The sequence below is a fragment of the Streptomyces sp. RKAG293 genome, assembly GCF_023701745.1.
Lineage (GTDB): Bacteria > Actinomycetota > Actinomycetes > Streptomycetales > Streptomycetaceae > Actinacidiphila.
On record NZ_JAJOZB010000001.1, the window covers coordinates 6,294,602 to 6,317,958 of the forward strand.

At 69.6% G+C, this 23,357-nt stretch carries 22 protein-coding genes; 11 read left to right on the forward strand and 11 right to left on the reverse strand.

The genetic code is table 11. The features are described from left to right. Positions 1 to 102 precede the first annotated feature (102 nt). A complete protein-coding gene (locus LNW72_RS27995) occupies positions 103 to 1,695 on the reverse strand; it encodes a metallophosphoesterase family protein (RefSeq protein ID WP_250977889.1) in 1,593 nt (530 codons plus the stop codon). 130 nt (positions 1,696 to 1,825) lie between these two features. On the opposite strand from LNW72_RS27995, the gene LNW72_RS28000 reads away from it, so the two are divergent. Further along, positions 1,826 to 2,863: a 3-isopropylmalate dehydrogenase gene (locus tag LNW72_RS28000; protein ID WP_250977890.1), complete on the forward strand. Its 1,038-nt coding sequence runs from the start codon at positions 1,826 to 1,828 to the stop codon at positions 2,861 to 2,863. A gap of 243 nt (positions 2,864 to 3,106) precedes the next feature. Then, a complete protein-coding gene (locus LNW72_RS28005; protein ID WP_250977891.1) occupies positions 3,107 to 4,195 on the forward strand; it encodes a branched-chain amino acid aminotransferase in 1,089 nt (362 codons plus the stop codon). A 21-nt stretch (positions 4,196 to 4,216) separates the two neighbouring features. On the opposite strand, the gene LNW72_RS28010 is transcribed toward LNW72_RS28005, so the two are convergent. Continuing rightward, positions 4,217 to 5,644 carry a cytosine permease gene (locus LNW72_RS28010; protein ID WP_250977892.1) on the reverse strand — a complete coding sequence of 476 codons (1,428 nt, stop codon included), beginning with the start codon at positions 5,642 to 5,644 and terminating at the stop codon, positions 4,217 to 4,219. A gap of 133 nt (positions 5,645 to 5,777) precedes the next feature. On the opposite strand from LNW72_RS28010, the gene ureA reads away from it, so the two are divergent. The 7 genes from ureA (at position 5,778) to cimA (ending at position 13,798) form a co-directional block, all read left to right on the forward strand. Beyond that, complete coding sequence (gene ureA, locus LNW72_RS28015; RefSeq protein ID WP_250977893.1) at positions 5,778 to 6,521, forward strand: urease subunit gamma; 744 nt, start codon at positions 5,778 to 5,780, stop codon at positions 6,519 to 6,521. Next, positions 6,518 to 8,209: an urease subunit alpha gene (locus LNW72_RS28020; protein ID WP_250977894.1), complete on the forward strand. Its 1,692-nt coding sequence runs from the start codon at positions 6,518 to 6,520 to the stop codon at positions 8,207 to 8,209. The genes ureA and LNW72_RS28020 overlap by 4 nt, the downstream gene beginning before the upstream one ends. A gap of 14 nt (positions 8,210 to 8,223) precedes the next feature. Continuing rightward, a complete protein-coding gene (locus LNW72_RS28025) occupies positions 8,224 to 9,258 on the forward strand; it encodes an agmatine deiminase family protein (protein WP_250977895.1) in 1,035 nt (344 codons plus the stop codon). A 27-nt stretch (positions 9,259 to 9,285) separates the two neighbouring features. Further along, entirely contained in the window at positions 9,286 to 9,897 is a 612-nt protein-coding gene (locus tag LNW72_RS28030) for a TetR/AcrR family transcriptional regulator (RefSeq protein ID WP_250977896.1), read from the forward strand. Positions 9,898 to 9,921: 24 nt separating this feature from the next. Then, positions 9,922 to 10,524, forward strand: coding sequence for a hypothetical protein (locus tag LNW72_RS28035; protein ID WP_250977897.1), 603 nt, complete (start codon positions 9,922 to 9,924; stop codon positions 10,522 to 10,524). 60 nt (positions 10,525 to 10,584) lie between these two features. Beyond that, a complete protein-coding gene (locus tag LNW72_RS28040) occupies positions 10,585 to 11,922 on the forward strand; it encodes an MFS transporter (RefSeq protein WP_250977898.1) in 1,338 nt (445 codons plus the stop codon). A gap of 277 nt (positions 11,923 to 12,199) precedes the next feature. Then, complete coding sequence (gene cimA, locus LNW72_RS28045) at positions 12,200 to 13,798, forward strand: citramalate synthase (RefSeq protein ID WP_250977899.1); 1,599 nt, start codon at positions 12,200 to 12,202, stop codon at positions 13,796 to 13,798. 21 nt (positions 13,799 to 13,819) lie between these two features. Here the strand turns inward: cimA and LNW72_RS28050 are convergent, their stop codons facing one another. The 6 genes from LNW72_RS28050 to LNW72_RS28075 all read right to left on the reverse strand — a co-directional run bounded on the left by LNW72_RS28050 (position 13,820) and on the right by LNW72_RS28075 (position 18,136). After that, positions 13,820 to 14,488, reverse strand: a complete 669-nt coding sequence (locus LNW72_RS28050) for a hypothetical protein (RefSeq protein WP_250977900.1) — start codon at positions 14,486 to 14,488, stop codon at positions 13,820 to 13,822. Further along, entirely contained in the window at positions 14,485 to 15,084 is a 600-nt protein-coding gene (locus LNW72_RS28055; protein WP_250977901.1) for a hypothetical protein, read from the reverse strand. Before LNW72_RS28055 ends, LNW72_RS28050 begins: the two co-directional genes overlap by 4 nt. Then, positions 15,081 to 16,421, reverse strand: coding sequence for a hypothetical protein (locus LNW72_RS28060; RefSeq protein WP_250977902.1), 1,341 nt, complete (start codon positions 16,419 to 16,421; stop codon positions 15,081 to 15,083). The genes LNW72_RS28055 and LNW72_RS28060 overlap by 4 nt, the downstream gene beginning before the upstream one ends. Before the next feature lie 91 nt (positions 16,422 to 16,512). Continuing rightward, the gene (locus LNW72_RS28065; protein ID WP_250977903.1) at positions 16,513 to 16,794 is read right to left on the reverse strand and encodes a hypothetical protein; all 282 of its coding nucleotides are present in this window, start codon (positions 16,792 to 16,794) and stop codon (positions 16,513 to 16,515) included. A 239-nt stretch (positions 16,795 to 17,033) separates the two neighbouring features. Beyond that, positions 17,034 to 17,315: a DUF397 domain-containing protein gene (locus tag LNW72_RS28070; RefSeq protein ID WP_250977904.1), complete on the reverse strand. Its 282-nt coding sequence runs from the start codon at positions 17,313 to 17,315 to the stop codon at positions 17,034 to 17,036. Then, a complete protein-coding gene (locus tag LNW72_RS28075; protein WP_250977905.1) occupies positions 17,312 to 18,136 on the reverse strand; it encodes a helix-turn-helix transcriptional regulator in 825 nt (274 codons plus the stop codon). Before LNW72_RS28075 ends, LNW72_RS28070 begins: the two co-directional genes overlap by 4 nt. A 113-nt stretch (positions 18,137 to 18,249) precedes the next feature. Between LNW72_RS28075 and LNW72_RS28080 the strand changes: the two genes are divergently transcribed. Then, complete coding sequence (locus LNW72_RS28080) at positions 18,250 to 18,669, forward strand: ATP-binding protein (protein ID WP_250977906.1); 420 nt, start codon at positions 18,250 to 18,252, stop codon at positions 18,667 to 18,669. Positions 18,670 to 18,785: 116 nt separating this feature from the next. Continuing rightward, positions 18,786 to 19,307, forward strand: a complete 522-nt coding sequence (locus tag LNW72_RS28085) for a hypothetical protein (protein ID WP_250977907.1) — start codon at positions 18,786 to 18,788, stop codon at positions 19,305 to 19,307. A gap of 162 nt (positions 19,308 to 19,469) precedes the next feature. Here the strand turns inward: LNW72_RS28085 and LNW72_RS28090 are convergent, their stop codons facing one another. The 3 genes from LNW72_RS28090 to LNW72_RS28100 all read right to left on the reverse strand — a co-directional run bounded on the left by LNW72_RS28090 (position 19,470) and on the right by LNW72_RS28100 (position 23,232). Next, the gene (locus LNW72_RS28090; RefSeq protein WP_250977908.1) at positions 19,470 to 20,318 is read right to left on the reverse strand and encodes a class II fructose-bisphosphate aldolase; all 849 of its coding nucleotides are present in this window, start codon (positions 20,316 to 20,318) and stop codon (positions 19,470 to 19,472) included. A 56-nt stretch (positions 20,319 to 20,374) separates the two neighbouring features. Next, the gene (locus LNW72_RS28095) at positions 20,375 to 21,271 is read right to left on the reverse strand and encodes a sugar isomerase (protein ID WP_250977909.1); all 897 of its coding nucleotides are present in this window, start codon (positions 21,269 to 21,271) and stop codon (positions 20,375 to 20,377) included. A 161-nt stretch (positions 21,272 to 21,432) separates the two neighbouring features. Next, the gene (locus tag LNW72_RS28100; protein WP_250977910.1) at positions 21,433 to 23,232 is read right to left on the reverse strand and encodes a beta-galactosidase family protein; all 1,800 of its coding nucleotides are present in this window, start codon (positions 23,230 to 23,232) and stop codon (positions 21,433 to 21,435) included. Positions 23,233 to 23,357 lie beyond the last annotated feature (125 nt).

Here is a 23,357-nt window from a genome sequence, read left to right on the forward strand (position 1 = left end):
ACAACACAGCGGTCCTCAAGCGCCGGACGGGCTGAAAAGCCCGTCCGGCGCTTGAGGACGTTGCTCAGCGAGCCTTGCGCGCCACCGTGCTGTGCTGGTTCTTCACTTCGCCCTTCGGGCTACCGTGAAGTGGTCCACGCGCTCACCGGTCTCCGCCAGCGCGGACACCGTCAGCGTCGACGTCCGGCCGGACGACGCCGGCTCGACCTCGACCGCGATGAACGAGTAGCCCGTGTAGCGGACCCGGGACCAGGCGACGGTCTCGGTGACCTTGCCGCCGCCCTTGGCCGAGTGCCAGGTGGTGACGGAGTCGACGTTGTGCTCGTGACCCTCGTACGAGTCGGGCGCCGGGAAGTCGTACAGGCTGCGGCCCGCGCCGCCGGCCGTCACGTAGACGACGCCGTCCTTCTCGGGGTGCACCGTGTCGCCGATGGCGACCGGCTTCGAGACCTTGCCGCCGCGGATCGCGTCGGTGCGCTCGTACACGTGGTTGTGGCCGTTGACGACCAGGTCGACCTGGTGCTTCTCGAAGAGCGGCACCCACTTCTCCTGCACACCGCCGTCGGAGGCGTGCGAGTTGGTGGTCGAGAAGGCGCAGTGGTGGAAGAAGACCACGATGAAGTCGATGCCGCGCTGCCTGCGCAGCTCACCGAGGCGCTTGTCCAGCCACGCGGTCTGCTTGCCGGCACTGATGTCGTAGTTGGCCGGGATCTCGTACGAGACGTCGTTCGCGTCGAGCGCCACCACAGCGGTGTTGCCGTAGACGAACGAGTACGCGCCCGGCTGGTTCTTCGCGTCCGGGCCGTTGCCCGGCAGGCTCCAGCGGGCTTCCTGGCCGCCGTAGCCGTTGGGGGAGTACCAGGCCTCCATGTCGTGGTTGCCGGTCGTCACCATCCACGGGACACGCGCCGCGACGGACTCGGTCTGGGCCAGGAACTGGTCCCAGGTCCGCGCGTCGTAGACGGAGGAGTCCGACTGCTGGCCGGAACCGGCCGGGTCGGCGTAGCAGATGTCACCGGCGTGCAGGTGGAACGCCGGGTTCTGCGCCAGGATCAGGCTGTCGTTGGCGAGCGCGTGGTAGCTGACGCCCTGGTCCCCGAAGGCGGTGAAGGTGAACCGCTCACCGCTGCGCGCGGGCGCGGTGGTGAAGCTGCCGATGGTGCCGAACGCCTGGCCGGCGGCCGGGTCGAAGCCCTCGTGGCCGACGCCGTAGTAATAGGTGGTGCCGGGGTGCAGCCCGTCCAGCGCGGCGTGCAGGTAGTACTGGTCCACCGGCGGCAGCTTGCTGTTGAGCAGCTGCGGGGTGTGCAGCGCGCGGACCTCGGCCTGGATCTTGTGGCTGAGGGCCCAGGGCTTGAGGCCCACCCGGATGAACGGCTTCCTGACGGCCAGCGGGACCTGCCAGGAGACCCGGAACTGGGTCTTGGGGTCCGCGCCGAAAGCGAGGTGGCGCCCGAAGGGGGCGACGAGGGAGCCGCTGACGTGATGCCCGGTCGCGGGCTTGCTCAGCAGCGTGGGCGAGGCGGCGGCCGCGGTGCCGCTCAGCAGTCCGGCCCCCGCTACCGCACCGGCGGCAGCGACGGTGCCGCGCATGACCCCGCGGCGGGTCAGCCGGGAGCGCAGGTATTCATGCTGTTCGGCCATGCTCATCCGGTCGGCGAGCTTGTCCGCAATACCCATACGTGGTGTGTCCATGCCGCGCAATGTCGCATTGCCGTTCGACGCTTGGTCGTACTCCGGATGAACGGTGCATGGCGACCCTCCCATATGTCCGTCATGCGGACACCATGTGTCATTCAATGGGACGCCGAGTAGGGTTTCGGCCATGTCTCGCACCCTCAGCCTCGCAGTGATCCCCGGTGACGGAATCGGCCAGGAGGTCGTGGCCGAAGGCCTCAAGGTCCTTGCCGCCGCCCTCCCTTCGGACGTGAAGCTGGAGACGAAGTCCTTCGATTTCGGCGCCAAGCGCTATCACGCCACGGGTGAGACGCTCACCGAGGACGATCTGACGCAGCTCAAGGAGCACGACGCGATCCTGCTCGGCGCGATCGGCGACCCGTCGGTGCCGTCCGGAGTGCTGGAGCGCGGTTTCCTGCTGAAGCTCCGCTTCGCCTTCGACCACCACGTCAACCTCCGCCCCAGCAGGCTCTTCCCCGGCGTGGCCACCCCGCTGGCCGGCAGCCCGGACATCGACTTCGTCGTGGTCCGCGAAGGCACCGAGGGCCCGTACACCGGCAACGGCGGCTCCATCAGGACCGGCACCCCGCACGAGGTGGCCACCGAGGTCAGCCTGAACACCGCGTTCGGCATCGAGCGCGTGGTGCGTGACGCCTACGCCCGCGCCCAGGCCCGCCCGCGCAAGAAGCTCACGCTGGTCCACAAGAACAACGTGCTGGTCTACGCCGGCCACCTGTGGACGAACATCTTCAACAAGGTCGGCGAAGAGTTCCCCGACGTGACCACGGACTACCTGCACGTGGACGCGGCGACGATCTTCCTCGTCACCGACCCGGCGCGCTTCGACGTGATCGTCACCGACAACCTCTTCGGCGACATCATCACCGACCTCGCCGCCGCCGTCTCCGGCGGCATCGGGATCGCCGCCAGCGGCAACATCAACCCCAGCGGCGATTTCCCGTCGATGTTCGAGCCGGTGCACGGCTCCGCCCCGGACATCGCCGGCCAGAGCAAGGCCGACCCGACCGCGACGATCCTCTCCGTGGCCCTGCTGCTCCAGCACCTGGGCTACGCCGACGAGGCCGCCCGGGTCGAGAAGGCCGTGCACGCGGACCTCGCCGAGCGCACCGCTCCGCGCAGCACGGTGGAGGTCGGCGACGCGCTGGCCGCCCGAGTAGCCGGCTAGCGCCCGCCCGTCTCCCGCCACCGCCCTTCCAGGGAGCGCTTCGCGCGCACCTACCCCTCTGGCCCCCCTGGGCTAATCCCCCGGCCGGGTGCGACCATCGACTCCGGGCCGCACATTTATGCCTATGGCCCCATCGCTGCGATAATCAGCGGTGGGGCCGCTGTGCGAGGGGAAACTCGGACGTCCAAGCACTGGGACGGCGGGTGCGGTCCGCCATGACCTCACGGTGAAGGACACGCAGACATGACGACGACGCCCACGATCGAGCTCAAGCCTTCCTCGCACCCGCTGTCCGACGCGGAGCGCGAGGCGATCCTCTCCAACCCCGGGTTCGGCCGCCACTTCACCGACAACATGGTGACGATCCGGTGGACCGAGGGCCGTGGCTGGCACGACGCGCAGCTCGTGCCGTACGCCCCGCTCTCCATCGACCCGGCGAACATGACGCTGCACTACGCGCAGACGATCTTCGAAGGCCTGAAGGCGTACCGCCAGCCCGACGGCACGGTCGCCACCTTCCGCCCCGAGGCCAACGCCAAGCGCTTCCAGGACTCCGCGCGCCGGCTGGCCATGCCCGAGCTGCCCGTCGAGACGTTCATCGAGGCCGTCGACGCGATCGTCGGCCAGGACAAGGCGTGGGTGCCCAGCGCGGGCGAGCAGTCGCTCTACCTGCGGCCCTTCATGTTCGCCACCGAGGTCGGGCTGGGCGTCAAGCCGGCCAACGAGTACCTCTTCATGGTGATCGCCTCGCCGGCCGGCGCGTACTTCGCCGGCGGCGTGAAGCCGGTCTCCGTCTGGCTCTCCGAGGAGTACGTGCGCGCCGCGCCCGGCGGCACCGGCGCCGCGAAGGCCGGCGGCAACTACGCCGCGTCCCTCGTCGCCCAGGCCCAGGCCATCGAGCACGGCTGCGACCAGGTGGTCTGGCTGGACGCGATCGAGCGCAGCTGGATCGAGGAGATGGGGGGCATGAACCTGTACTTCGTGTCCGGCAACAAGATCCTGACCCCCGCCCTGACCGGCTCGCTGCTCCCCGGCATCACCCGCGACTCGCTGCTGAAGATCGCCGCGGACCTGGGCTACGACGTCAACGAGGGCCGGATCTCCGTCGAGGACTGGAAGCGCGGCTGCGCCGACGGCACCATCACCGAGGTCTTCGCGTGCGGCACCGCCGCCGTGATCACCCCGGTCGGCTCCGTCAAGTCCACCCGGGCCGACTGGACCGTCGCCGACGGCAGCCCCGGCAAGGTGACGATGAAGCTGCGCGAAGCGCTCCTGTCCATCCAGACCGGCACCGCCCCGGACCCCCACGGCTGGATGCACCAGCTGGGCTGAGGCTTTGCGCCCGCCCGGCCGTCAAGCCTGCTGCGCCAGTGCCCGCTCCGTTTCCCTCATCGGGACCGGATGCGGGCGCTTGGCGTTCAGGGCGAGATACGCGCCGGCTGTGACAGCCGCCGACAGCAGGAAGCTGAAATCGATGCCGCCGGTCCACGAAACGAGCGGTCCGCTGTAAAGCGGTGTATCCACGGCCAGGAGGCCGACCACCGCGCCGGAGGCCCAGGCGGCGGTAGCCGCGACGTTCCAGCCGCCCCGGTACCAGTACAGCCCCCCACGCGTCCCCCGGTTGAAAACCTGCAGCGCATCGGTGTCGTAGCGGCCCCGAACCCGCACGAACCCCAGCAGCGTCACCACCGCCCAAGGCGTCCCGACGGCCGTCAGCAACAGCACGAACGACGTCATCGCGTCCTGCGCCGCCCACGCGAAGTGCCCCAGGAAGACCAGCGCGGTGGAGAAGGCCGCCACGACGTACGTGGCCTGGGTCCGGGACGCGCGGGGCAGGATCGCGTCCAGGTCGAGGCCCATGCTGTAGAGCATCAGGCCGGCGTTGCCGACCGAGCCCGCCGAGGCGTTGGCCAGCAGCAGCGCCAGGTACCAGGCGGGGGCGGCGGCCACCAGCGGGCCGGCGTAGTCGTCGGCGGCGCCGACGGCCAGGGCGGTGAACGTGCCGAACAACTGCGGTACGAGGAGCCCGACGACCAGGCCCAGACAGGTGGACCAGAAGACCTTGCGCTGACTGAAGCGGCGCGGCGAGATGTAGCGCGTGTAGTCGCCGAGCAGCGTGATGAAGGCGATGGGCCCGCTCAGCCCGGCGGACACGGCGGCGAGCAGCCAGGTCGGCCAGAAGCCGCCGAGCAGGTACGCCGATCCCTCCACCGGTGAGGTGGTGAAGCTGCCCGCGTAGGCGATGAAGCCGATGAGCAGCAGCACGGTCAGACCGACGGCCAGGGCGCGGCTGAGCCGCAGCAGCATCCGGTAGCCGAAGACGGCGGCGGTCGCGGTGCAGCCGGCGAGGGCCGCGTAGACCACGGCGTAGCTCGCCGCGCCGGTCGGCAGGCCGAAGAGGCGGTTGAGGCAGCCGACGACGGCGTCGCCGCCGACCCACAGGGTCAGGGCGGTGTAGCCGAGCGAGAGCAGCAGGCCGATGACCGATCCGAGCAGCCGGCCGCGTACCCCGAAGTGGGCGCCGCTGCTGGTGGAGAGGTTCGTGGCGCTGCGCAGCGATACGAGGGCGAGCGGCGCGGTCAGCAGCGTGCCGACCAGGGTGCCGGCCGCCAGGGCGCTCACCGAGGCCCACCAGCCGAGGCCGAAGGAGACCGGCAGCCAGCCGAAGACGATCACTCCCAGGGCGAGATTCGACCCGAGCAGGATGCTGACCAGATCGCGCGGGCCGCTGGTGCGCTCCTCGTCCGGAACGGTGTCGACTCCGCGTTGCTCGATCTGCATGGGCGGTCTCCCTACGCGGTTCCTGTCATGTTTGAACGGCATTCAATGTCTCCCACGTATGGCCTACGGTCAATACTTCACGGCCACGGGATGAATTGTTAGAGTGACGTTCTAACTCTGCGAGAGGCGCGACATGCGACTGACCCCGACCGAGCGGGACCGCCTGCTGCTGTTCGGTGCCGCCGAGCTGGCGCGGGCCCGCCGGGCCCGCGGCCTGCTGCTGAACGTGCCGGAGGCGACGGCGCTCATCGCCGACACCGTCTGCGAGGCGGCCAGGGACGGCCGCCGGCTGGCCGAGGCCATCGCCGCGGGGAAGGCCGTCCTCGGGCCCGAGGACGTGCTCCCCGGGGTGGCCGACGTGGTCAAGGAGGTGCACGTCGAGGCCGTCTTCGACGACGGCTCCCGGCTCGCCGTGATCACCGCTCCCATCGGCGGGGGGTCGCTCGGCGACGACGCGCCCGGCGCCGTACTGACCGGCCCCGCGGTCCCCGAGCGGGCTCCGTCCGTGACGGTGACCGTGCACAACACCGCGACCGTGCCGGTCAGCGTGACCTCGCACTTCCACTTCTTCGAGGCCAACCCGCGGCTCGACTTCGACCGGGCCGCCGCCTACGGCATGCGGCTCGCCGTCCCGGCGGGCTCGTCGGTGCGTTTCGGCCCGGGGGAGTCCGCGCCGGTGGGGCTGGTGCCGATCGGCGGCGCCCGGGTCGCGATCGGTTTCGCGGGCCTGGTGGACGGCCCGCTGGACGCGCCCGGTGCCCGCGAGGAGGCCCTGCGAAGGGCCGCGGCCTGCGGCTACCTCGGCACCCAGCCCTCGACCCCGACCCCACCCCCACCCCCGAACCCGACCCCGAACTCGTTGGAGGACGGCTCATGACCGGAATCGACCCGCGCGAATACGTGGCGGTGCACGGTCCGCGTGCCGGGGACCGGGTGCGGCTGGGCGACTCGGGGCTCGTCGTCCGGGTCGAGTCCGACGCGCAGCTGCCGGGTGACGAGTTCCTGGCCGGTTTCGGCAAGACCGCCCGTGACGGCATGCACCTCAAGGCGGCGGCCGTCCGCGACACCTGTGACGTCGTGATCAGCAATGTCGTCGTGATCGATGCCGTCCTCGGCATCCGCAAGGTCTCGATCGGCATCCGCGAAGGCCGGATCTGCTCGATCGGCCGGGCCGGCAACCCCGACACCCTCGACGGGGTCGATGTCGTCGTCGGCACCGGAACCAGCATCGTCTCCGGCGAAGGCCTGATCGCGACCGCCGGCTCCGTGGACACCCACGTCCATCTGCTCTCGCCGCGCATCATGGAGGCCTCACTCGCCTCCGGCGTCACCACGATCATCGGCCAGGAGTTCGGCCCGGTCTGGGGCGTCGGCGTCAACTCGCCCTGGGCGCTGCGGCACGCGTTCAACGCCTTCGACGCGTGGCCGGTCAACATCGGCTTCCTGGCCCGCGGCTCGTCCTCCGATCCGGCTCCGCTGGTCGAGGCGCTCGCCGAGGGCGGCGCGTCCGGCTTCAAGGTCCATGAGGACATGGGCGCGCACACCCGTGCGCTGGACACCGCGCTGCGGGTGGCCGAGGAGCATGACGTCCAGGTGGCGCTGCACAGCGACGGCCTGAACGAGTGCCTGTCGGTGGAGGACACCCTGTCCGTGCTGGACGGCCGCACGATCCACGCCTTCCACATCGAGGGCTGTGGCGGTGGGCATGTGCCCAACGTGCTGAAGATGGCGGGCGTGCGGAACGTCATCGGCTCGTCCACCAACCCCACGCTGCCCTTCGGGCGGGACGCGGTCGCCGAGCACTACGGCATGATCGTCTCCGTCCACGACCTCAAGACCGACCTGCCGGGCGACGCGGCCATGGCCCGTGACCGGATCCGCGCCGGGACGATGGGCGCCGAGGACGTGCTGCACGACCTGGGCGCGATCGGCATCACCTCCTCCGACGCGCAGGGCATGGGCCGCGCGGGCGAGACCGTCCGCCGCACCTTCCAGATGGCCGGGAAGATGAAGGCCGAACTGGGGCCGATGGAGGGCGACGGGCCCGCCGACGACAACGCGCGGGTGCTGCGCTACATCGCGAAGCTCACCATCAACCCCGCCATCGCCCACGGCCTGGCCCACGAGATCGGCTCCCTCGAGGTCGGCAAGCTCGCCGACATCGTGCTGTGGAAGCCGCAGTACTTCGGCGCCAAGCCGCAGATGGTCCTCAAATCCGGCTTCCCCGCCTACGGCGTCACCGGCGACCCCAACGCGGCCACCGACGACTGCGAACCCCTCGTCATCGGCCCGCTGTTCGGGGCGCACGGCGCGACCGCGGCCGATCTGTCGGTCGCCTTCGTCGCCCGCGCCGCGGCCGAGTCCGCGAACGACCGGATGCCGACCCGACGCCGCCGGGTGGCGGTGCGCGGCACGCGCGGCATCGGCCCCGCCGACCTGCTGTTCAACTCCCGCACCGGCCAGGTCGACGTGAACGGCAGCACCGGCCTGGTCACCCTCGACGGTGACCCGCTGCGCTCGGAACCCGCCGACCAGGTGTCCCTCAGCCGCCTGTACTTCTTGTGACAAGGATCCGCACCATGAACACGACCCCCGCAGTCGACGGCTTCCGGATGCCCCCCGAGTGGGCCCCGCACGCCCGCACCTGGATGGCGCTGCCGTCCCCCAGCACCACCTTCGCGGACGACGAGGACCTCGACGTCTCCCGCCGCGCCTGGGCCGAGGTGGCCCGCACCATCAGCCGCTACGAGCCGGTCACCGTGCTCACCACACCCGGTGACGGCGACAAGGCCCGCTCGCTGCTCGGCCCCGGTGTCGACGTCGTGGAGCAGCCGCTCAACGACGCGTGGATGCGCGACATGGGCCCGACGTTCCTGGTCCGCGACGGCGAACTGGCCGCCGCGAACTGGGTGTTCAACGGCTGGGGCGCCCAGGAGTGGGCGCAGTGGGACCTGGACTCCCAGGTCGGCGCCCAAGTCGCCGGCCTCGCGGGGGCCCGCACCTACGCCTCGTCGCTGGTCAACGAGGGCGGCGGCATCCACGTCGACGGCGAGGGCACCGTCCTGCTCACCGAGACCGTCCAGCTCGACCCGGGACGCAACCCGGGCTGGACCAAGGAGCGGGTCGAGGAGGAACTGCACGCGTACCTCGGCACGACCAAGGCGATCTGGCTGCCGCGCGGGCTGACCGCCGACTACGGGCTCTTCGGCACCCGCGGCCATGTCGACATCCTGGCCGCGTTCGTCCGGCCCGGCACGGTCGTCGTGCACAGCCAGCAGGACCCGTCGCACCCCGACCACGCGGTGTCGCAGGAGACGATCAAGCTGCTCGGCAACGCCACCGACGCGCGCGGCCGCGCCCTGGAGGTCGTCGAGCTGCCCGCCCCCTCGGCCACCGGGGAGGACGGGGAACTGGTCGACTACTCTTACGTCAACCACTACCTGTGCAACGGCGCCGTCGTGCTGTGCTCCTTCGACGACCCGGCCGACCGGGTCAACGCGGAGATCTTCGGCCGGCTCTTCCCGGAGCGCGAAGTGGTCCCCGTCGACGCCCGCACGATCTTCGCGCACGGCGGCGGCATCCACTGCATCACGCAACAGCAGCCCCAGGTGTGACCCGGGGATACATCGTCGGAGGACGCGGTGACCGGAACGCCCCGCGCCAGGCGGCGGCTCAAGCAGCCCCGTGAGCTGGTGATGGCCGCCGCGATGGCGGCCATCGCGGAACACGGCCTGGCCGAGCTGACCCTCGCCGGCCTCGGCCGCGGGATCGGGATGAGCAGCGGCCACGTCCTCTACTACTTCGGCAGCAAGGACGAGCTGCTCCTCCAGACCCTGGAGTGGAGCGAGGAGCAGCTCGGCGCCCAGCGCCGCGCCCTGCTGTCCAAGCCGCTGCCCGCCCGCGAGCGGCTCGACCTGGTCATCGACCACTACCTCGCCGACGGCCACCGCGATCCGCACTGGGTGCTGTGGTCCGAGGTCTGGACCCGCTCCCAGCTGGGCGAGGAGGGTCTGCAGCGGCAGCTCTCGCTCGAACTGGCCTGGCACCGGGACCTGGTGGCGCTGGTCGCCGAGGGCATCTCCCGCGGCGAGTTCCGCAGCACCGACCCCGAACGGTTCTCCGTCCGGCTCCGCGCGCTGCTCGACGGCTTCGGCACCCACCTGGTCGTCGGCCTGCCCGGCACCGACCGCGAGGCGGTGCTCGGCCACGTCCGGGAGTTCCTCCAGGACGGCCTGTTCGCACCCGCCAAGTGAGCCTTCGGCACTACGTTGGACGGCGTGATCGCCCTCGTCGTCGCAGTCGTCGGTGCCCTCGGCGCGCTCCTGACCGCCCTGCTGGCGCACCGCGCCGCCGCCAGGAGCAAGCAGGCGGAGCTGGAGCTGGCGGAAGCGCAGCGCAGAGCCGAACTCGAACGGGGTAGCGCGCGCGAGAGCCTTGAGGTGCGCCGGGCGTGGAACGCCCTGCTCAACCAGTCGGTCCGGCGCTACCACGACGCGCTGTCCGGCTGTCTGACCGCACGCGGCGGGGCCGCGGAGGCCGCGGCGCGGCGCCAGGAGCTCGACGACGCACGCCGGTCGCACCGCGATACGTACGCGGCGGCCCAGATGGTCATCAGCGACGCGGTGCTGGTCCCCGCGGCGGAGCTCATCGGGCGGCTCAACCGGGTGTACTCGCTGCTCACCCCCGCGGACGGTGAGCCGCCGTCGGGGGAGCAGCGGAGCGCGGCGGAGACCGAGCTGGCCGGGTGTTCCGACGAGCTGTACGCGCTGCGCCAGCTGATGCGCGCCGACCTGGGCATCACCGCTCTGCCGCCGCACCGGCCGCAGCGACCCAGGACCCGGTTCTCCACCGGCGGCGGGGGCAGCAGCGCGGGTCAGTGAGCCGGCGCCGCCGGAGGCGGTCTTGCGGGGGAACCGTCCGTTCCGGCACGGTCGTTGACCATGAGCACCACGGAACGCGCCGACGGTCAGCAGCACTGGAAGAAGATCTGGGTCGGCTCGGCAGGCAACATGGTCGAGTGGTTCGACTGGTTCGTGTACTCGACGTTCGCGACGTACTTCGCGGCCTCGTTCTTCCCCAAGGGGGACGAGACCGCCCAGATGCTGAACACGATGGGCATCTTCGCGGTCGGCTTCTTCATGCGGCCGGTCGGCGGCTGGCTGCTCGGCCGGATCGGCGACCGCAAGGGCCGCAAGGCGGCGCTGACGCTCTCGGTCTCCCTGATGTCGGCGAGCGCGGTGCTGATCGCGGCGGCGCCGACGTACGCGGTCGCCGGGTACGGCGGCGCGGCCGTCCTGCTGGTGGCGCGGCTGCTGCAGGGCCTGTCGGTCGGCGGTGAGTACGCGGCGAGCGCCACGTATCTGACGGAGGCGTCGGCGCCCGGCCGCCGGGGGTTCGCCTCCAGCTTCCAGTACGTGTCGATGACCGTCGGGCAGATCATCGGGCTCGGGCTGCAGCTGATCCTGCAGCACACGATGTCGGACGGAGCGCTGCACAGCTGGGGCTGGCGGATCCCGTTCATCGTCGGCGCCGCCGGCGCGGCCATCGTCTTCTACCTGCGGCGCAGCATGCTCGAGACGGACGTCTACGAGGGGGCGTCCGCCGAAGCGGGCGAGGCCGGTGAGGACAGCGGCACCCTGGGGACGCTGTGGAAGCACCGGCGCGAGGCGTTCCTGGTCATGGCGCTCACCATGGGCGGCACGGTCGCGTACTACACGTACACCGTGTACCTCACGAAGTACCTGTCCAGCAGCGCGGGCCTGCCCAAACAGACCGCGACCCTCGTCAGCTTCTGCGCGCTGACGGTCTTCGCCTGTCTGCAGCCGCTCGCGGGAGCGCTGTCGGACCGCATCGGCCGCCGCCCCCTGCTGATCACCTTCGCCGTCGGCTCGACCTTCCTCACCGTCCCGATCATGACGATGCTCCAGCACGTCAGCGGCTTCTGGTCGGCCCTGGGGCTGGCCCTGCTCGCACTGGTGGTCGTCACCGGCTACACGTCGATCAACGCCTGCGTGAAGGCCGAGCTCTTCCCGACCCACATCCGCGCCCTGGGCGTCGCCCTCCCGTACGCCCTCGCCAACGCCCTCTTCGGCGGCACCGCCGAATACGTGGCGCTGTGGTTCAAGAAGGGCGGCATCGAGTCCGGCTACTACTGGTACGTGGCGGGCTGCGCGGCGGTGTCGCTCGTCGTCTACCTGTCGATGCGCGAGACGAAGGAGATCGATCTGCACCGGGTGGGCCTCGACACGCGGGACCGTGAGAAGGCGCTCGCATCCTGAGACGGGCCGGAGCGCGGGGGCAGGTCTGTGCCAGACTGCCTCCGTGCTCTCCAACGTCATCATTATGGACAGCGCACGCCGGTCCGCAGTGAGCGCCCCGTAGAAAACGTACGGCAGCGACCACCGTGTCCCAGACCCGCGTGCAGACCTCTCGCATCCGCGAGAGGTTTTTTCGTTTCCCGGCCCACCCACGCCGGACGCGAAGCGCGAGGGATCATTGGGGGCAAGTGGAGACGGGTCTTCCGGTAGCCACTCATCCGACAGGAGTCTCACCACCATGACAGCCGCATTGGACGACAGCTTCCATGTCTTCGACACCACGCTGCGCGACGGCGCGCAGCGTGAGGGGATCAACCTCACCGTCGCGGACAAGCTGACGATCGCCCGGCACCTGGACGACTTCGGGGTGGGCTTCATCGAGGGCGGCTGGCCGGGCGCCAACCCCCGGGACACCGAGTTCTTCGCCCGCGCCGCCACCGAGCTGGAACTGCGGCACGCCACGCTCGTCGCCTTCGGCGCCACCCGCCGCCCCGGTGGCAAGGCCGCCGAGGACATGCAGGTCAAGGCGCTGCTGGACTCCCAGGCTCCGGTGATCACGCTGGTCGCCAAATCGCACGACCGGCATGTCGAACTGGCGCTGCGCACCACGCTCGAAGAGAACCTGGAGATGGTCCGCGACACCGTCTCCTACCTGCGCGAGCAGGGACGGCGGGTGTTCGTCGACTGCGAGCACTTCTTCGACGGCTACAAGGCCAACCCGGAGTACGCGAAGCAGGTCGTGAAGACCGCGCACGAGGCCGGCGCCGACGTCGTCGTCCTCTGCGACACCAACGGCGGCATGCTGCCGGCACAGGTACAGGCCGTGGTCGGCCTCGTCCTGGCCGACACCAACGCGCGGCTGGGCATCCACGCCCAGGACGACACCGGCTGCGCGGTCGCCAACACTCTCGCCGCCGTCGACGCGGGCGCCACCCACGTGCAGTGCACCGCGAACGGCTACGGCGAGCGGGTGGGCAACTCCAACCTCTTCCCGGTGGTCGCCGCACTGGAACTCAAGTACGGCAAGAAGGTGCTCCCCGAGGGCGCCCTGGCCGAGATGACCCGCATCTCGCACGCCATCGCCGAGGTCGTCAACCTCGCGCCCTCCACCCACCAGCCCTACGTCGGCGTCTCCGCCTTCGCGCACAAGGCCGGTCTGCACGCCTCCGCGATCAAGGTCGACCCGGACCTCTACCAGCACATCGACCCCGAGCAGGTCGGCAACACCATGCGGATGCTCGTCTCCGACATGGCGGGCCGCGCCTCCATCGAGCTCAAGGGCAAAGAACTCGGCATCGACCTCGGCGACGACCGCGAGCTCGTCGGCCGCGTCGTCGCGAGGGTGAAGGAGCGCGAGCTCCAGGGCTACACCTACGAGGCCGCCGACGCCTCCTTCGAACTGCTGCTGCGCGACGAGATCAACGGCCGCCCCCGCCGCTACTTCCGCGTCGAGTCCTGGCGCGCGATCGTCGAGGACCGCCCCGACGGCACCCACGCCAACGAGGCCACGGTGAAGGTGTGGGCCAAGGGCGAGCGCATCGTCGCCACCGCGGAGGGCAACGGCCCGGTCAACGCCCTCGACCGCGCACTCCGTGTCGCCCTGGAACGGATCTACCCGCAGCTCGCCGAGCTCCAGCTCGTCGACTACAAGGTCCGCATCCTCGAAGGCCGCCAGGGCACCGACTCCACCACCCGCGTCCTGGTCACCACCAGCGACCGCAAGGGCGAGTGGAACACGGTCGGCGTCGCCGAGAACGTGATCGCGGCTTCCTGGCAGGCGCTGGACGACGCGTACGCGTACGGGTTGCTGCGCGCGGGCGTCGACCCGCAGGAGTAACGGGCCGGGGGCGGGCTCCCGTCAGCTGGTGGCGGGGGCCTGTCCGGTGGACCCGGGTCCGGTCTTGTCCGGGTCCGGGGTGCAGTGGATGCTGCGGACGAATGCGTCCAGGTCGGGGAGGACTTCCAGGAATCGCTGGTGGTCCCACGACATCAGGAAGACGTGCACGTCGGTGTCGAAGTCCTCGTCGCGGAAGATGTAGTTGACCTGGTCGTACTGACCGATTTCGGTGACGCCGCTCCACTGGGCCTTGACGCCCCGTCCGAGCGCTTCGGTCTCGAACCACTCCGCAACCGGTTGGACCGTCGCGCTCTTGGTGCCGAAGTAGCTGTAGTGCTGGAACGCCTCTTCCCTGGTTCCTTCACGCTTCCACAGCGCGATGGCGACCGCGACCGGCATCTTCGTGTAGTCGGGGCAGTGGAAGTACAGCTTGTGCGCAGCTACGCTGCCGACGATTTCGCTCTGCCCCCGCACGAGGGATTGCGCGAAGGGCAGAACTTCCTTCTTCACGACCTTCTTGGTCAGCTCCCGGCCGCCACGAAGGAAGCGGTCACCGGCGTAGTCGAAAGCCCACTCGGCGGCATCCGCCCATTTGGTGCCCTTGAAGGCAAGAGGGATGGGAAACCAGACGTCCCGGTCGTAGTCGATCCGGGCCCAGTTCTCCGTCGACTTGCGGTGGTCGAAGCTCACGCGTCCTCCTGCTGGTACTTCCACCGGAACGTGCTCATGATCGCATCGAACAGCGCACCGAGGAGTTTTGCGATGTCGTCGTCGGGGCTTCCGCCACCGAACGTGGAGAACGAGGAGAGCAGCCAGCTGTCGGCGGTTCCGGGCACGGGAAGTATGTACTCGATGCGACGTGACGCGTAATCGACCTCGCGTTCCGGATCGGCGTCGTAGTTCCGTTCCGTCCGGATGCCGGAGCACCCGGCGATTTCCACCGGCTCCCCACCCCGAGTCGTCGACAGTACTTCGGCCAGCACCTGCTGAGGGTCAGGGGCGTCGAGCCGCCCGAATTCGACGTAGGAGATCAGGAACGAGGCCGGGAGGTTCTGCTCGCGGTTTCCCACGGGCAGGAAGAGATCGACGCCTGCGTTCTGGCGAGCCTGGTTGATCACCTTTTTCAGCCGCGACTCCAACTCCCGTCGGTACTGGGCGACCTGATCGCGTCCATGCTTCGCGAAGGCGCGATCGAGCAGGCTGGCGATGGCCTTGTCCGTACCCCGCTGGACCGGGATCTTCTCCCACTCGTCCGGGACGACCAGTCGGTAGCCGCTCACCGTCATGAGCCGACCTCCACGGTGGTCAGTTCCTTGAACTTACCGAATATGGGCAAGGGCTTCGACGTGTCGCCTTCCACCACCGGGTGCAGGAGATCGCCGTCGAATCCTTTGCCGTGCACCAGATTCCCGATGAAGTTGAACGTGTCGCTGCCGCCCGCCCAGTGGCTGAACTCGTCGGCAGCATTGGCGGCGCCATTGATGATCCGCACCGTTTTCAGGAAGCCGCCGGCGCGAGTGAGCGCGTTGGGGAACAGTCGGGTGTTCGGGAACTCCTCGGCGAGTTGGCGGAGTTTCGTCATGTTCTCCAGGACTTCCTTCTCGCCACCGGCGAGGAACTTCTGGCCGACCGCGGTGCCGTAGTCGGACAGCGAGGACCACAGTCGGGTGAAGCCTCCCTGGTCCGCGCCTTCTGCCATGTCCGCGCCTTCGGCCAGTGCCCGGCTCGCACTCGTCCCGCCCTCCTCGGCCTCCGCTCCGGCGCGCGTCGCGTTCGCCACGCCCTCGGCGAACGCCGTCGAACCCTTCAGCGCAGCCTTCGCCCAGGCCGCTGTGCCCAGGGTGGCGATGGCGAAGACGTCCATTGCCACATCCGTCCAGGAGCCGTCGCCGGTGAGCGCGACGGCGGTATGGCCCAGCAGGGCGGCCAGCATCAGTCCGCCCAGCACGCCGGTGAGGAGGTCGAGGCCGGGAATGAACAGCGAGATGATGATGAGGGCGGTGACGATCCAGGTGCAGATGTCGGCGAGCAGCTTGATCAGCCCGGCGTGCTCATGGATGAAGTCCTTGATCCCGTCCCACCGGCTGTCCTTCAAGCCGTCGTGTTCGGTGTCCTCGATCTTCTGCATCCAATGGTGGGCACGTTCGTCCCGGTGGCTCTTCGTATGCGCCAACTGCGTTTTCGCCTGCGTGAGTTCACCCTGGGCGGCCTGTTTCGCGTGGTCCAGGACATCCTTATGGTGTTGCTGTTCCGGGGTGAGTTTCGGCACCGGCTGCCCGGCCGCCGGCTTCACTTCGGGGGAGTTGGCGGTCGGCGCGACGGCCTGGGCCTTGGTCAGGGCCTTCAGCGACTCGGATTGGCAGTGGTCCAGGTCGTCGGCCCAGCTGCCCAGATATCCGGACACCGTCTCGTACCGGGTGGCGACCTTTCCCAGGTCGCCTTTGAGTTCCGAAGCGGTATCGCGCAGCTTGTCGGCGAACTTGCCGACGTTCTCGTCACCTGCGATATCCGTCAGCAGGCCGATCTGGTCGCGGATCGTCTCAGCCATCTTGCTCAGGCGCTTGGCCTCGGCCCGAACCTCGTGCGGTTCCCCGGGAATCGGGTCCTGGCTCTCGTCGAGCACGGCCCATTCATAGTCGGGCGGCCTACTCATGCTGCTGGTTCCCCTCACGCGTGAACATGCTGGATCGACTACTGGCGGGGAGTGACGGGGGCTACTTCTTCTTGCCTGCGCCGTCGAGGCCGTCTTCGAGCTTCTTGTCCACGTCCTTGAAGGCTTCCATGGTCTTCTCGGCCATCTCGCCCATCGCCTTCACCTTGTCCAGCAGCTTGTGCCGGTGGTAGTCCCAGTTGCTGGCGAAGTCGTGCATCGCGTGCGCGATGTCACCGGAGCCGAGAAACTCCTTGATTTCCTTCTGGTGCCCGCCTGTGTCCTCCAGCTCCCGCTGGATCGTCTGCAGGCTCTTCGTCGATTCCTCGAGCCTGTCGTAGGACACTTTGAGGTCCGCCATCCCCGCAACCATTCCGCTCGCCCTGGTCATGATCTGAGTGCCGGGGAGGATTTCGCGGCATGCGGGCGCGCCACATCAACTGCGGGAGTTCCCCTGTCCGGCAATCCATTGATCGTTTCAAGCCCTCGGGGGCCGGACAACCTGGAGCTCGCAAAGAACGGTAAAGACCTGGCCTATTCATGACCGACAGTGACCAGGTGCTGGGGCCGGGCGGCGTCGTACGCCTACGCGGAGAGGTCGGCCCCGGCGGCGAAGGCGACGAAGCGGGTCCAGGCGGCGGGGGAGACCGTCAGGGCCGGGCCGTCGGGGTCCTTGGAGTCACGGATGTGCACGGCCTGGGGGTGGGCGGCGACCTCGATGCAGTTGCCGCCCTCACTGCCACTGTGGCTGGACTTGCGCCAGGCGTAGGCGATCTCGACGCAGGCGCCGCCTTCGCTGCCGCTGTGAGTGGACTTGAACCAAGCGAGATCGTCGTCGGAACGCTGTGGGCTTGCTGCGCGGTTCATGAATCTCCTAGCAGATCGTCCAACAGGCCCTTGCTCTCCTCAGGGGTGAGGGCCTGCGATCGCAGCATCCCATATTTCTGCTGGAGCACACTGACCTCGTCTGGATCATCGACGAGGAAGCTGACGCGCTGGCCTTCCATATAAGCCAGTTGCTCATGGTCGGGGGTCTCCAGCAGAACCATGGGACCGTCGAGCCCGGCGTGCTCATAGCGGTCCGTCGGCATGATCTGCAGTCCCAGGAAGGGGAGTTCGGCGCATCGGCGCAGGTGGCGGTTCTGCTCGCGCAGTACCGCACGGCCACCGATCGGGCGGTGCAGGATCGACTCCTCCAGCAGGTAGTTCATCATCGGCGGCCAGGGCTTCCGCTCGAAGAGCCTCTGCCGGTCGAGCCGGGCTGATAACCGTTCCTCCGCCTCTTCCGCACTGATGGGTGGGAACAGACAGGCAAAGACCGCCTGCGCATACTCCTCGGTCTGGAGCAGGCCGGGAATCACGTGGGTCTCGTACCAAAGGAGCGTCAGCGACCGCTGCTCCTGCTCGATGAAGTCCTGCGCGAACAGCGGATACCGCTCCTTCTCCGGGATCTGCGTCACCGCGACCGCCAGCGCGCCCTTCGTCCCCAGCAGCTGGTCCAAGTGTTCCGCCAGGTCCCGCTTGAGCGGCCTGCGACCCTGCTCGATCGAGGCGATCGTCTCCTCGTGCACACACAGTCGCTCGGCCAGCGTTGCCTGCGTGAAGCGTTCTGCTCTGCGGAAGTGACCGAGCATGGCGCCGATCACGTGCCACGACGGATTCTTCTTGGGCTTGTTCGCCGGATGCATGAGGTCTCCCCTTCCCGTCCGTCGCCGCACGCGACCCCCTCCCGGGGCGTACAACCCATCCGTACGCCCTGACACTGTGGTCCAACGTAATCACTGACTGTGACAGTCGCGCCATGGAAAAGAACAATCAACTGCGCCTTTTCCGCGAGGCGTTCTACCGGCGCGAGCGCCGCTCCGTACCCGCTGCCAGGCGCTTCACCGCGCTGGCGCTGCGGGCGTGGGGTGTGGCGGACCGGCAGGACGAGGTGCTGCTCTGCGTGAGCGAGCTGGCGACCAACGCCCTGCTGCACGGGGTGCCCCCCGGGCGCGGTTTCCGGCTGCACCTCACCCTCGGCCAGGGCGGCGCCCCGCTGCGGATCGAGGTGCACGACAGCGGGGGAGGGGACGTGCGGACGCCCGCCCTCTGTCCACAGGGTGAGGACGAGGGCGGGCGCGGGTTGCTGCTGGTGGCGGGACTTGCGGATGACTGGGGTGTGGGGCGGCGCGATCCCGGCAAGGTCGTCTGGTGCGAATTCGCGGTGACCGTACCGTGAAGCGGAATGCGGACCTCTGGCGGACGCGCGTAGAACTCGGGCACACTCGTCACGCACCAAGAGCGGCACCCGCACAACCGCCCCACCGGTTGCACGAATCCGCAGGAGGTTCTCGTATGAGGCTCGGCAGAGTGCTGAAGTTCCGCACCGTCCTGAGCGCGCTCGTTCTCGCGCTCGGTGTTCTGTTCGCCCCCGGGGTCGGCATCGCCGCCTCCCACGACGCCTACGCGGTCAGCAAACTGACGCACGCACAGGCCACGTCCATGTTCAGTTCGGCGGGGATCACCTGGTCCTCGTCCGGCGGCTGCTCCAACCGCAACGTGTCCACCTGTACGTCCTTCGACCAACTCAACCTGGCCACCGCGCAGGGTGCCGTCACGCTCAAGCACGCGAGCGGCTGCGCCCTGAACATCACCGGCGGCACGGAGACCGGGCACGCGAGCGGCACGTACAGCCACTGGAACGGCTACAAGCTCGACTTCGGCAAGAACACCTGCATCACCAACTACATCCACCGGTTCACGTACATCGGGCTGCGGGGTGACGGCGCTCCGCAGTACAAGTCCGGGTCGGGGAACATCTACGCGGACGAGGGCAGCCACTGGGACGTCCTCTACTACAACTGCGGCGGCTGCTGAGGGTTCCGAACGAGCCGGGCAAGAGCGGACCTGGCTGTGACGTGAGGGGGACGGGTCCGCAGGGGTGGGGTTTCGAAATGCTGCCGAGCTATTTGTGAGCCGCCAGGCTCGTAAATAGTCGATTTCGAAGCCCCGCCCCGGAGGGCCCGGCCCCCGACCCACCTACCCCGCAGCCGGCGGACCGGCCAGCACCCGCAGCAGCCGCGCCACCTCGTCCGCGACAGCGGTACGTCCCGGACCGAGGTACTTGCGGGGGTCGGTCAGCCGCGGCTGCGCCGCGAGGGTCTCGCGCACCGCCGCCGTGAAGCAGCCGTTGAGGTGGGTGGCGATGTTGACCTTCACCATGCCGTGCGCGACGGCCCGGGCCAGATCATCGTCCGAGACGCCCGACGAGCCGTGCAGAACGAGCGGCACCTCGACGCCGGCCCGCAGCCGTCCGATCAGCTCGAAGTCGAGCGCAGCGGTCCGCGTGCTCATCGCGTGCGACGTGCCGACGGCGACGGCCAGGCCGTCCACACCGGTCGCCGCGACGTACGCCGCCGCCTCGGCCGGATCGGTGCGCACCCCCGGCGCGTGCACGCCGTCCTTGCCGCCGACCTCGCCCAGTTCGGCCTCCAGCCAGACGCCCGCGCGGTGGCAGTGCTCGGCCACCGAGGCGGTGACGGCCACGTTCTCCTCGTAGGGCAGCGTCGAGGCGTCGAACATCACCGAGGTGAGGCCCAGTGTGACGGCCTGCTCCACGAGCATGCGGTCGGTGGCGTGGTCGAGGTGGACGGCGACCGGTACGGAGGCGGCGCGGGCGATGGCGAGGGTCGCGGCCGCGACGGGCTCCAGGGCGCCGTGGTAGAGCACCGCGTTCTCGCTGATCTGCAGGACCACCGGCAGACCCGCGCGCTCCGCGCCCGCGGTGATGGCGGTGGCGTGCTCCAACTGGATGACGTTGAACGCGCCGACACCCCGGCCCGCGGCCATCGCGGGGCCGGTGATCTCACCCGTGGTGACCAGTGGCATGGGATCCCCTTCAAGCAGTCGGATGCAAGTAGTCGGGCAGGAGCAGGCGGAACGCGTCAGGTCAGGACGACGGAACGGGTGAGGTTGCGCGGGGTGTCGGGGTTGAGGCCGTTCGCCTCGGCGATGGCGACCGCCAGCCGCTGCACCCGGATCAGATCGGCCAGCGGGTCGGTGCCCGAGGCCTCCAGCGTGCCGCCGGTGCGCGCCACGTCACCGTCCAGGCCCTCCGGGAGGTCGCCGAAGACCCAGGCGATCCGGTTCGGGCCGGTGATCGAGATGGGGCCGTGCCGGTACTCCATCGCGGGGTACGACTCGGTCCAGGCGCCCGCCGCCTCCCGCATCTTGAGGCCGGCCTCCAGCGCGATGCCGTAGGACCAGCCGGTGCCCAGGAAGCTGAACTGCTCGGCGCCCAGCAGATCGGGCGAGAGCACCTCGGCGATGGCGCGGCGCGCGTCGGCGACGGCGGGCGCGATGTCCTCGCCGAGGTGGGTGCGGAGCAGCGCCAGCACGCTGGTCGCGAAGCGGGTCTGGACGACGGACTTCTCGTCGGCGAAGTCCAGCACGACCAGGTCGTCCACGAGGTCCACGATCGGGGTGTCCGGATCGCCGATGACCGCCGTGGTCCTGACCGTCCCGCGCGTTCCGCGCATCCCCCGCACCTTGCGGAGCAGTTCCAGCACCTCGGTGGTGGTGCCGGAGCGGGTGATGGCCACGATCCGGTCGTAGTCGCGGCCGTACGGGAACTCGGAGGCGGCGAAGGCGTCGGTCACACCCAGTCCGGCGCGCTCGCGCAGCACCGCGTACGACTGGGCCATGAACCAGGAAGTACCGCAGCCCACGACCGCGACCTTCTCCCCGGTGGCGGGCAGCGAGCCCGCGACCTCGGGGACGAGTCCGGCGGCGCGCTCCCAGCACTCCGGCTGGGTGGCGATCTCTTCCGCGGTGATCGACATGGAGGTGCCGTCCCTTCGTCGTTCCGTCCGTCAGGTCGGACGGTACTGGATGCCCCGCCCGGAACCGGTGGCGAGGTGGAAAAATGGACTAGACCAGATGGGTGGACCGGGAAACCGACCCGTTGAGTCGGCCCGTTGAACCGCCCCGTTGAACCGGCCGGTCAGCCGAGGTCGGGTTCGGTGCGGATCTCGACGAACGGCCCGGCGTGCCCGTCGAGTTCGAGGACCGCGATCTCGTTGCGGCCGGGACGCAGCAGCGGCCACGGCACGTAGAGGGTCCGCTGCGGGCCGCGGTCCCAGTAGCGGCCCAGGCAGAAGCCGTTGACCCAGACGTAGCCCTTGGTCCAGCCGGGCAGCGCGAGATAGCCGTCCGCGGGCTCGTCGACGTCCAGGAAGCCGCGGTGGAACGCGGCGGGAGCGGACGTCCCGTCCACGCCGTCCGCCCCGGCGGGAGCCGGTCCGCTCGAGGCGGCGGCGGCGCCCCAGGGCAGGCCGTCCGGCGTGCCGTCGCCGAGCGGCACCGGCTCGGCGGTCCAGCCGTGCAGGTACTGCTGGGTGTGCAGCACGCCCGACACACCCTTGCGGTCGCCGATCGCGGCACCGTAGTTGACCCGGCCCATGGACTCGACGAGCAGTTCCAGGCGGGCGGCCGGGCCGGCCACCGCGATCTCGGGCCGCTCGTCGCCGTCGCGTTCCAGTACAGCGGCCGGCACGCCGTCCACGAAGACGTGCGCCCGGTCGGCCAGGCCCTCCAGGGTCAGCGGATACGCCTTGCGGGGGCCGGGAATGCTGGTCCGGTACAGCACCAGGCCGTGGGCCAGGCCCAGTTCCTCGAAGGACGGCGGCACCGGGGAGTGGACGGTGCCGGTCGAGAGCCGCCCGATGACGTCGAACAGCGGCACGGACTCGGTGAGCTCGATCCGGGCGGGCGCCAGCAGCGGCGGCATCGGGTCGGGGTCCGGCGCCGGCTGCTCGGTGTAGGCGGCGAGCACCTCGCGGAACGCCCAGAACTTGGGGGTCGGGGCGCCGCGCTCGTCGATCGGGGCGTCGTAGTCGTAGGACGTGATCGTCGGCTGGTAGCCCTCGCCGGTGCGCGGGTCGGCGGTGTTGGCGCCCGCCCAGGTGCCGAAGTTGGTGCCGCCGTGCGCCATGTAGAGGTTGACCGAGGCGTCGTTCTCCAGGATCTCGCGCAGCGCGCCGGCGGCGTCCTCGGGGGAGCGGACGGTGTGCTTCTCACCCCAGTGGTCGAACCAGCCGTTCCAGAACTCCATGCACATCGCCGGGTCCTGCGGCCGGAAGCGGCGCAGCTCGCCGAAGGCCTCGGTGGCACGGCTGCCGAAGTTGACGGTGGCGAGATGGCCGGGGGCCGCCCCGCCGGTGAGGAAGAAGTCCTCCGGGCCGTCGGAGGTGAACAGCGGGACGTCGATCCCCCGCGACCGCAGACCGTCGGCGAGGTGCTGAAGGTAAGCGCTGTCTGTACCGAATGAGCCGTATTCATTTTCTATCTGGACCATCAGCACATTTCCGCCCCTGGTGGTCTGATGGGCCGCGATCATCGGGATCAGCCGGTCGTACCAGCGGTCCACCCGGTCCAGGTACCGCGGGTCGGCCACCCGCAGCCGCAGGTCGCCGTCGGCCAGCAGCCACCAGGGCAGTCCGCCGTTCTCCCACTCCGCGCAGATGTACGGGCTGGGGCGCACGATCGCGTGCAGGCCGGCCTCGGCGGAGGCGCGCAGGAAGCCGTCCAGGTCGGCGATGCCGTCGAAGTCGTACGCGCCGGGGCGCGGCTCGTGGAGGTTCCACGGGACGTACGTCTCCACGGTGTTCAGGCCCATCGCGCGCAGCATGCGCAGCCGGTGCGGCCACTGTTCGGGGAGCGTTCGGAAGTAGTGCAGCGCGCCGGACAGCAGGCGCAGGGGGCGGCCGTCGAGGGAGAAGCCCTCGGGTGACATCTCAAGCATGAGGGTTCTCCGGTGCTGTGACGTGCTGCTGCGGTTGGCGTCAGCGTGATCGTAAGTGGGCGTTCCTGTCGCCACAATCCAAAGAATCAAACAGTGTTCAATCCGTTGTGGGGTGTGGAACCCCC

Coding starts and splice junctions, on each gene's coding strand:
- LNW72_RS27995 (WP_250977889.1), bottom strand. CDS start 1,695: ATGGACACACCACGTATGGGTATTGCGGACAAGCTCGCCGACCGGATG.
- LNW72_RS28000 (WP_250977890.1), top strand. CDS start 1,826: ATGTCTCGCACCCTCAGCCTCGCAGTGATCCCCGGTGACGGAATCGGC.
- LNW72_RS28005 (WP_250977891.1), top strand. CDS start 3,107: ATGACGACGACGCCCACGATCGAGCTCAAGCCTTCCTCGCACCCGCTG.
- LNW72_RS28010 (WP_250977892.1), bottom strand. CDS start 5,644: ATGCAGATCGAGCAACGCGGAGTCGACACCGTTCCGGACGAGGAGCGC.
- ureA (WP_250977893.1), top strand. CDS start 5,778: ATGCGACTGACCCCGACCGAGCGGGACCGCCTGCTGCTGTTCGGTGCC.
- LNW72_RS28020 (WP_250977894.1), top strand. CDS start 6,518: ATGACCGGAATCGACCCGCGCGAATACGTGGCGGTGCACGGTCCGCGT.
- LNW72_RS28025 (WP_250977895.1), top strand. CDS start 8,224: ATGAACACGACCCCCGCAGTCGACGGCTTCCGGATGCCCCCCGAGTGG.
- LNW72_RS28040 (WP_250977898.1), top strand. CDS start 10,585: ATGAGCACCACGGAACGCGCCGACGGTCAGCAGCACTGGAAGAAGATC.
- cimA (WP_250977899.1), top strand. CDS start 12,200: ATGACAGCCGCATTGGACGACAGCTTCCATGTCTTCGACACCACGCTG.
- LNW72_RS28055 (WP_250977901.1), bottom strand. CDS start 15,084: ATGACGGTGAGCGGCTACCGACTGGTCGTCCCGGACGAGTGGGAGAAG.
- LNW72_RS28070 (WP_250977904.1), bottom strand. CDS start 17,315: ATGAACCGCGCAGCAAGCCCACAGCGTTCCGACGACGATCTCGCTTGG.
- LNW72_RS28075 (WP_250977905.1), bottom strand. CDS start 18,136: ATGCATCCGGCGAACAAGCCCAAGAAGAATCCGTCGTGGCACGTGATC.
- LNW72_RS28080 (WP_250977906.1), top strand. CDS start 18,250: ATGGAAAAGAACAATCAACTGCGCCTTTTCCGCGAGGCGTTCTACCGG.
- LNW72_RS28085 (WP_250977907.1), top strand. CDS start 18,786: ATGAGGCTCGGCAGAGTGCTGAAGTTCCGCACCGTCCTGAGCGCGCTC.
- LNW72_RS28090 (WP_250977908.1), bottom strand. CDS start 20,318: ATGCCACTGGTCACCACGGGTGAGATCACCGGCCCCGCGATGGCCGCG.
- LNW72_RS28095 (WP_250977909.1), bottom strand. CDS start 21,271: ATGTCGATCACCGCGGAAGAGATCGCCACCCAGCCGGAGTGCTGGGAG.
- LNW72_RS28100 (WP_250977910.1), bottom strand. CDS start 23,232: ATGCTTGAGATGTCACCCGAGGGCTTCTCCCTCGACGGCCGCCCCCTG.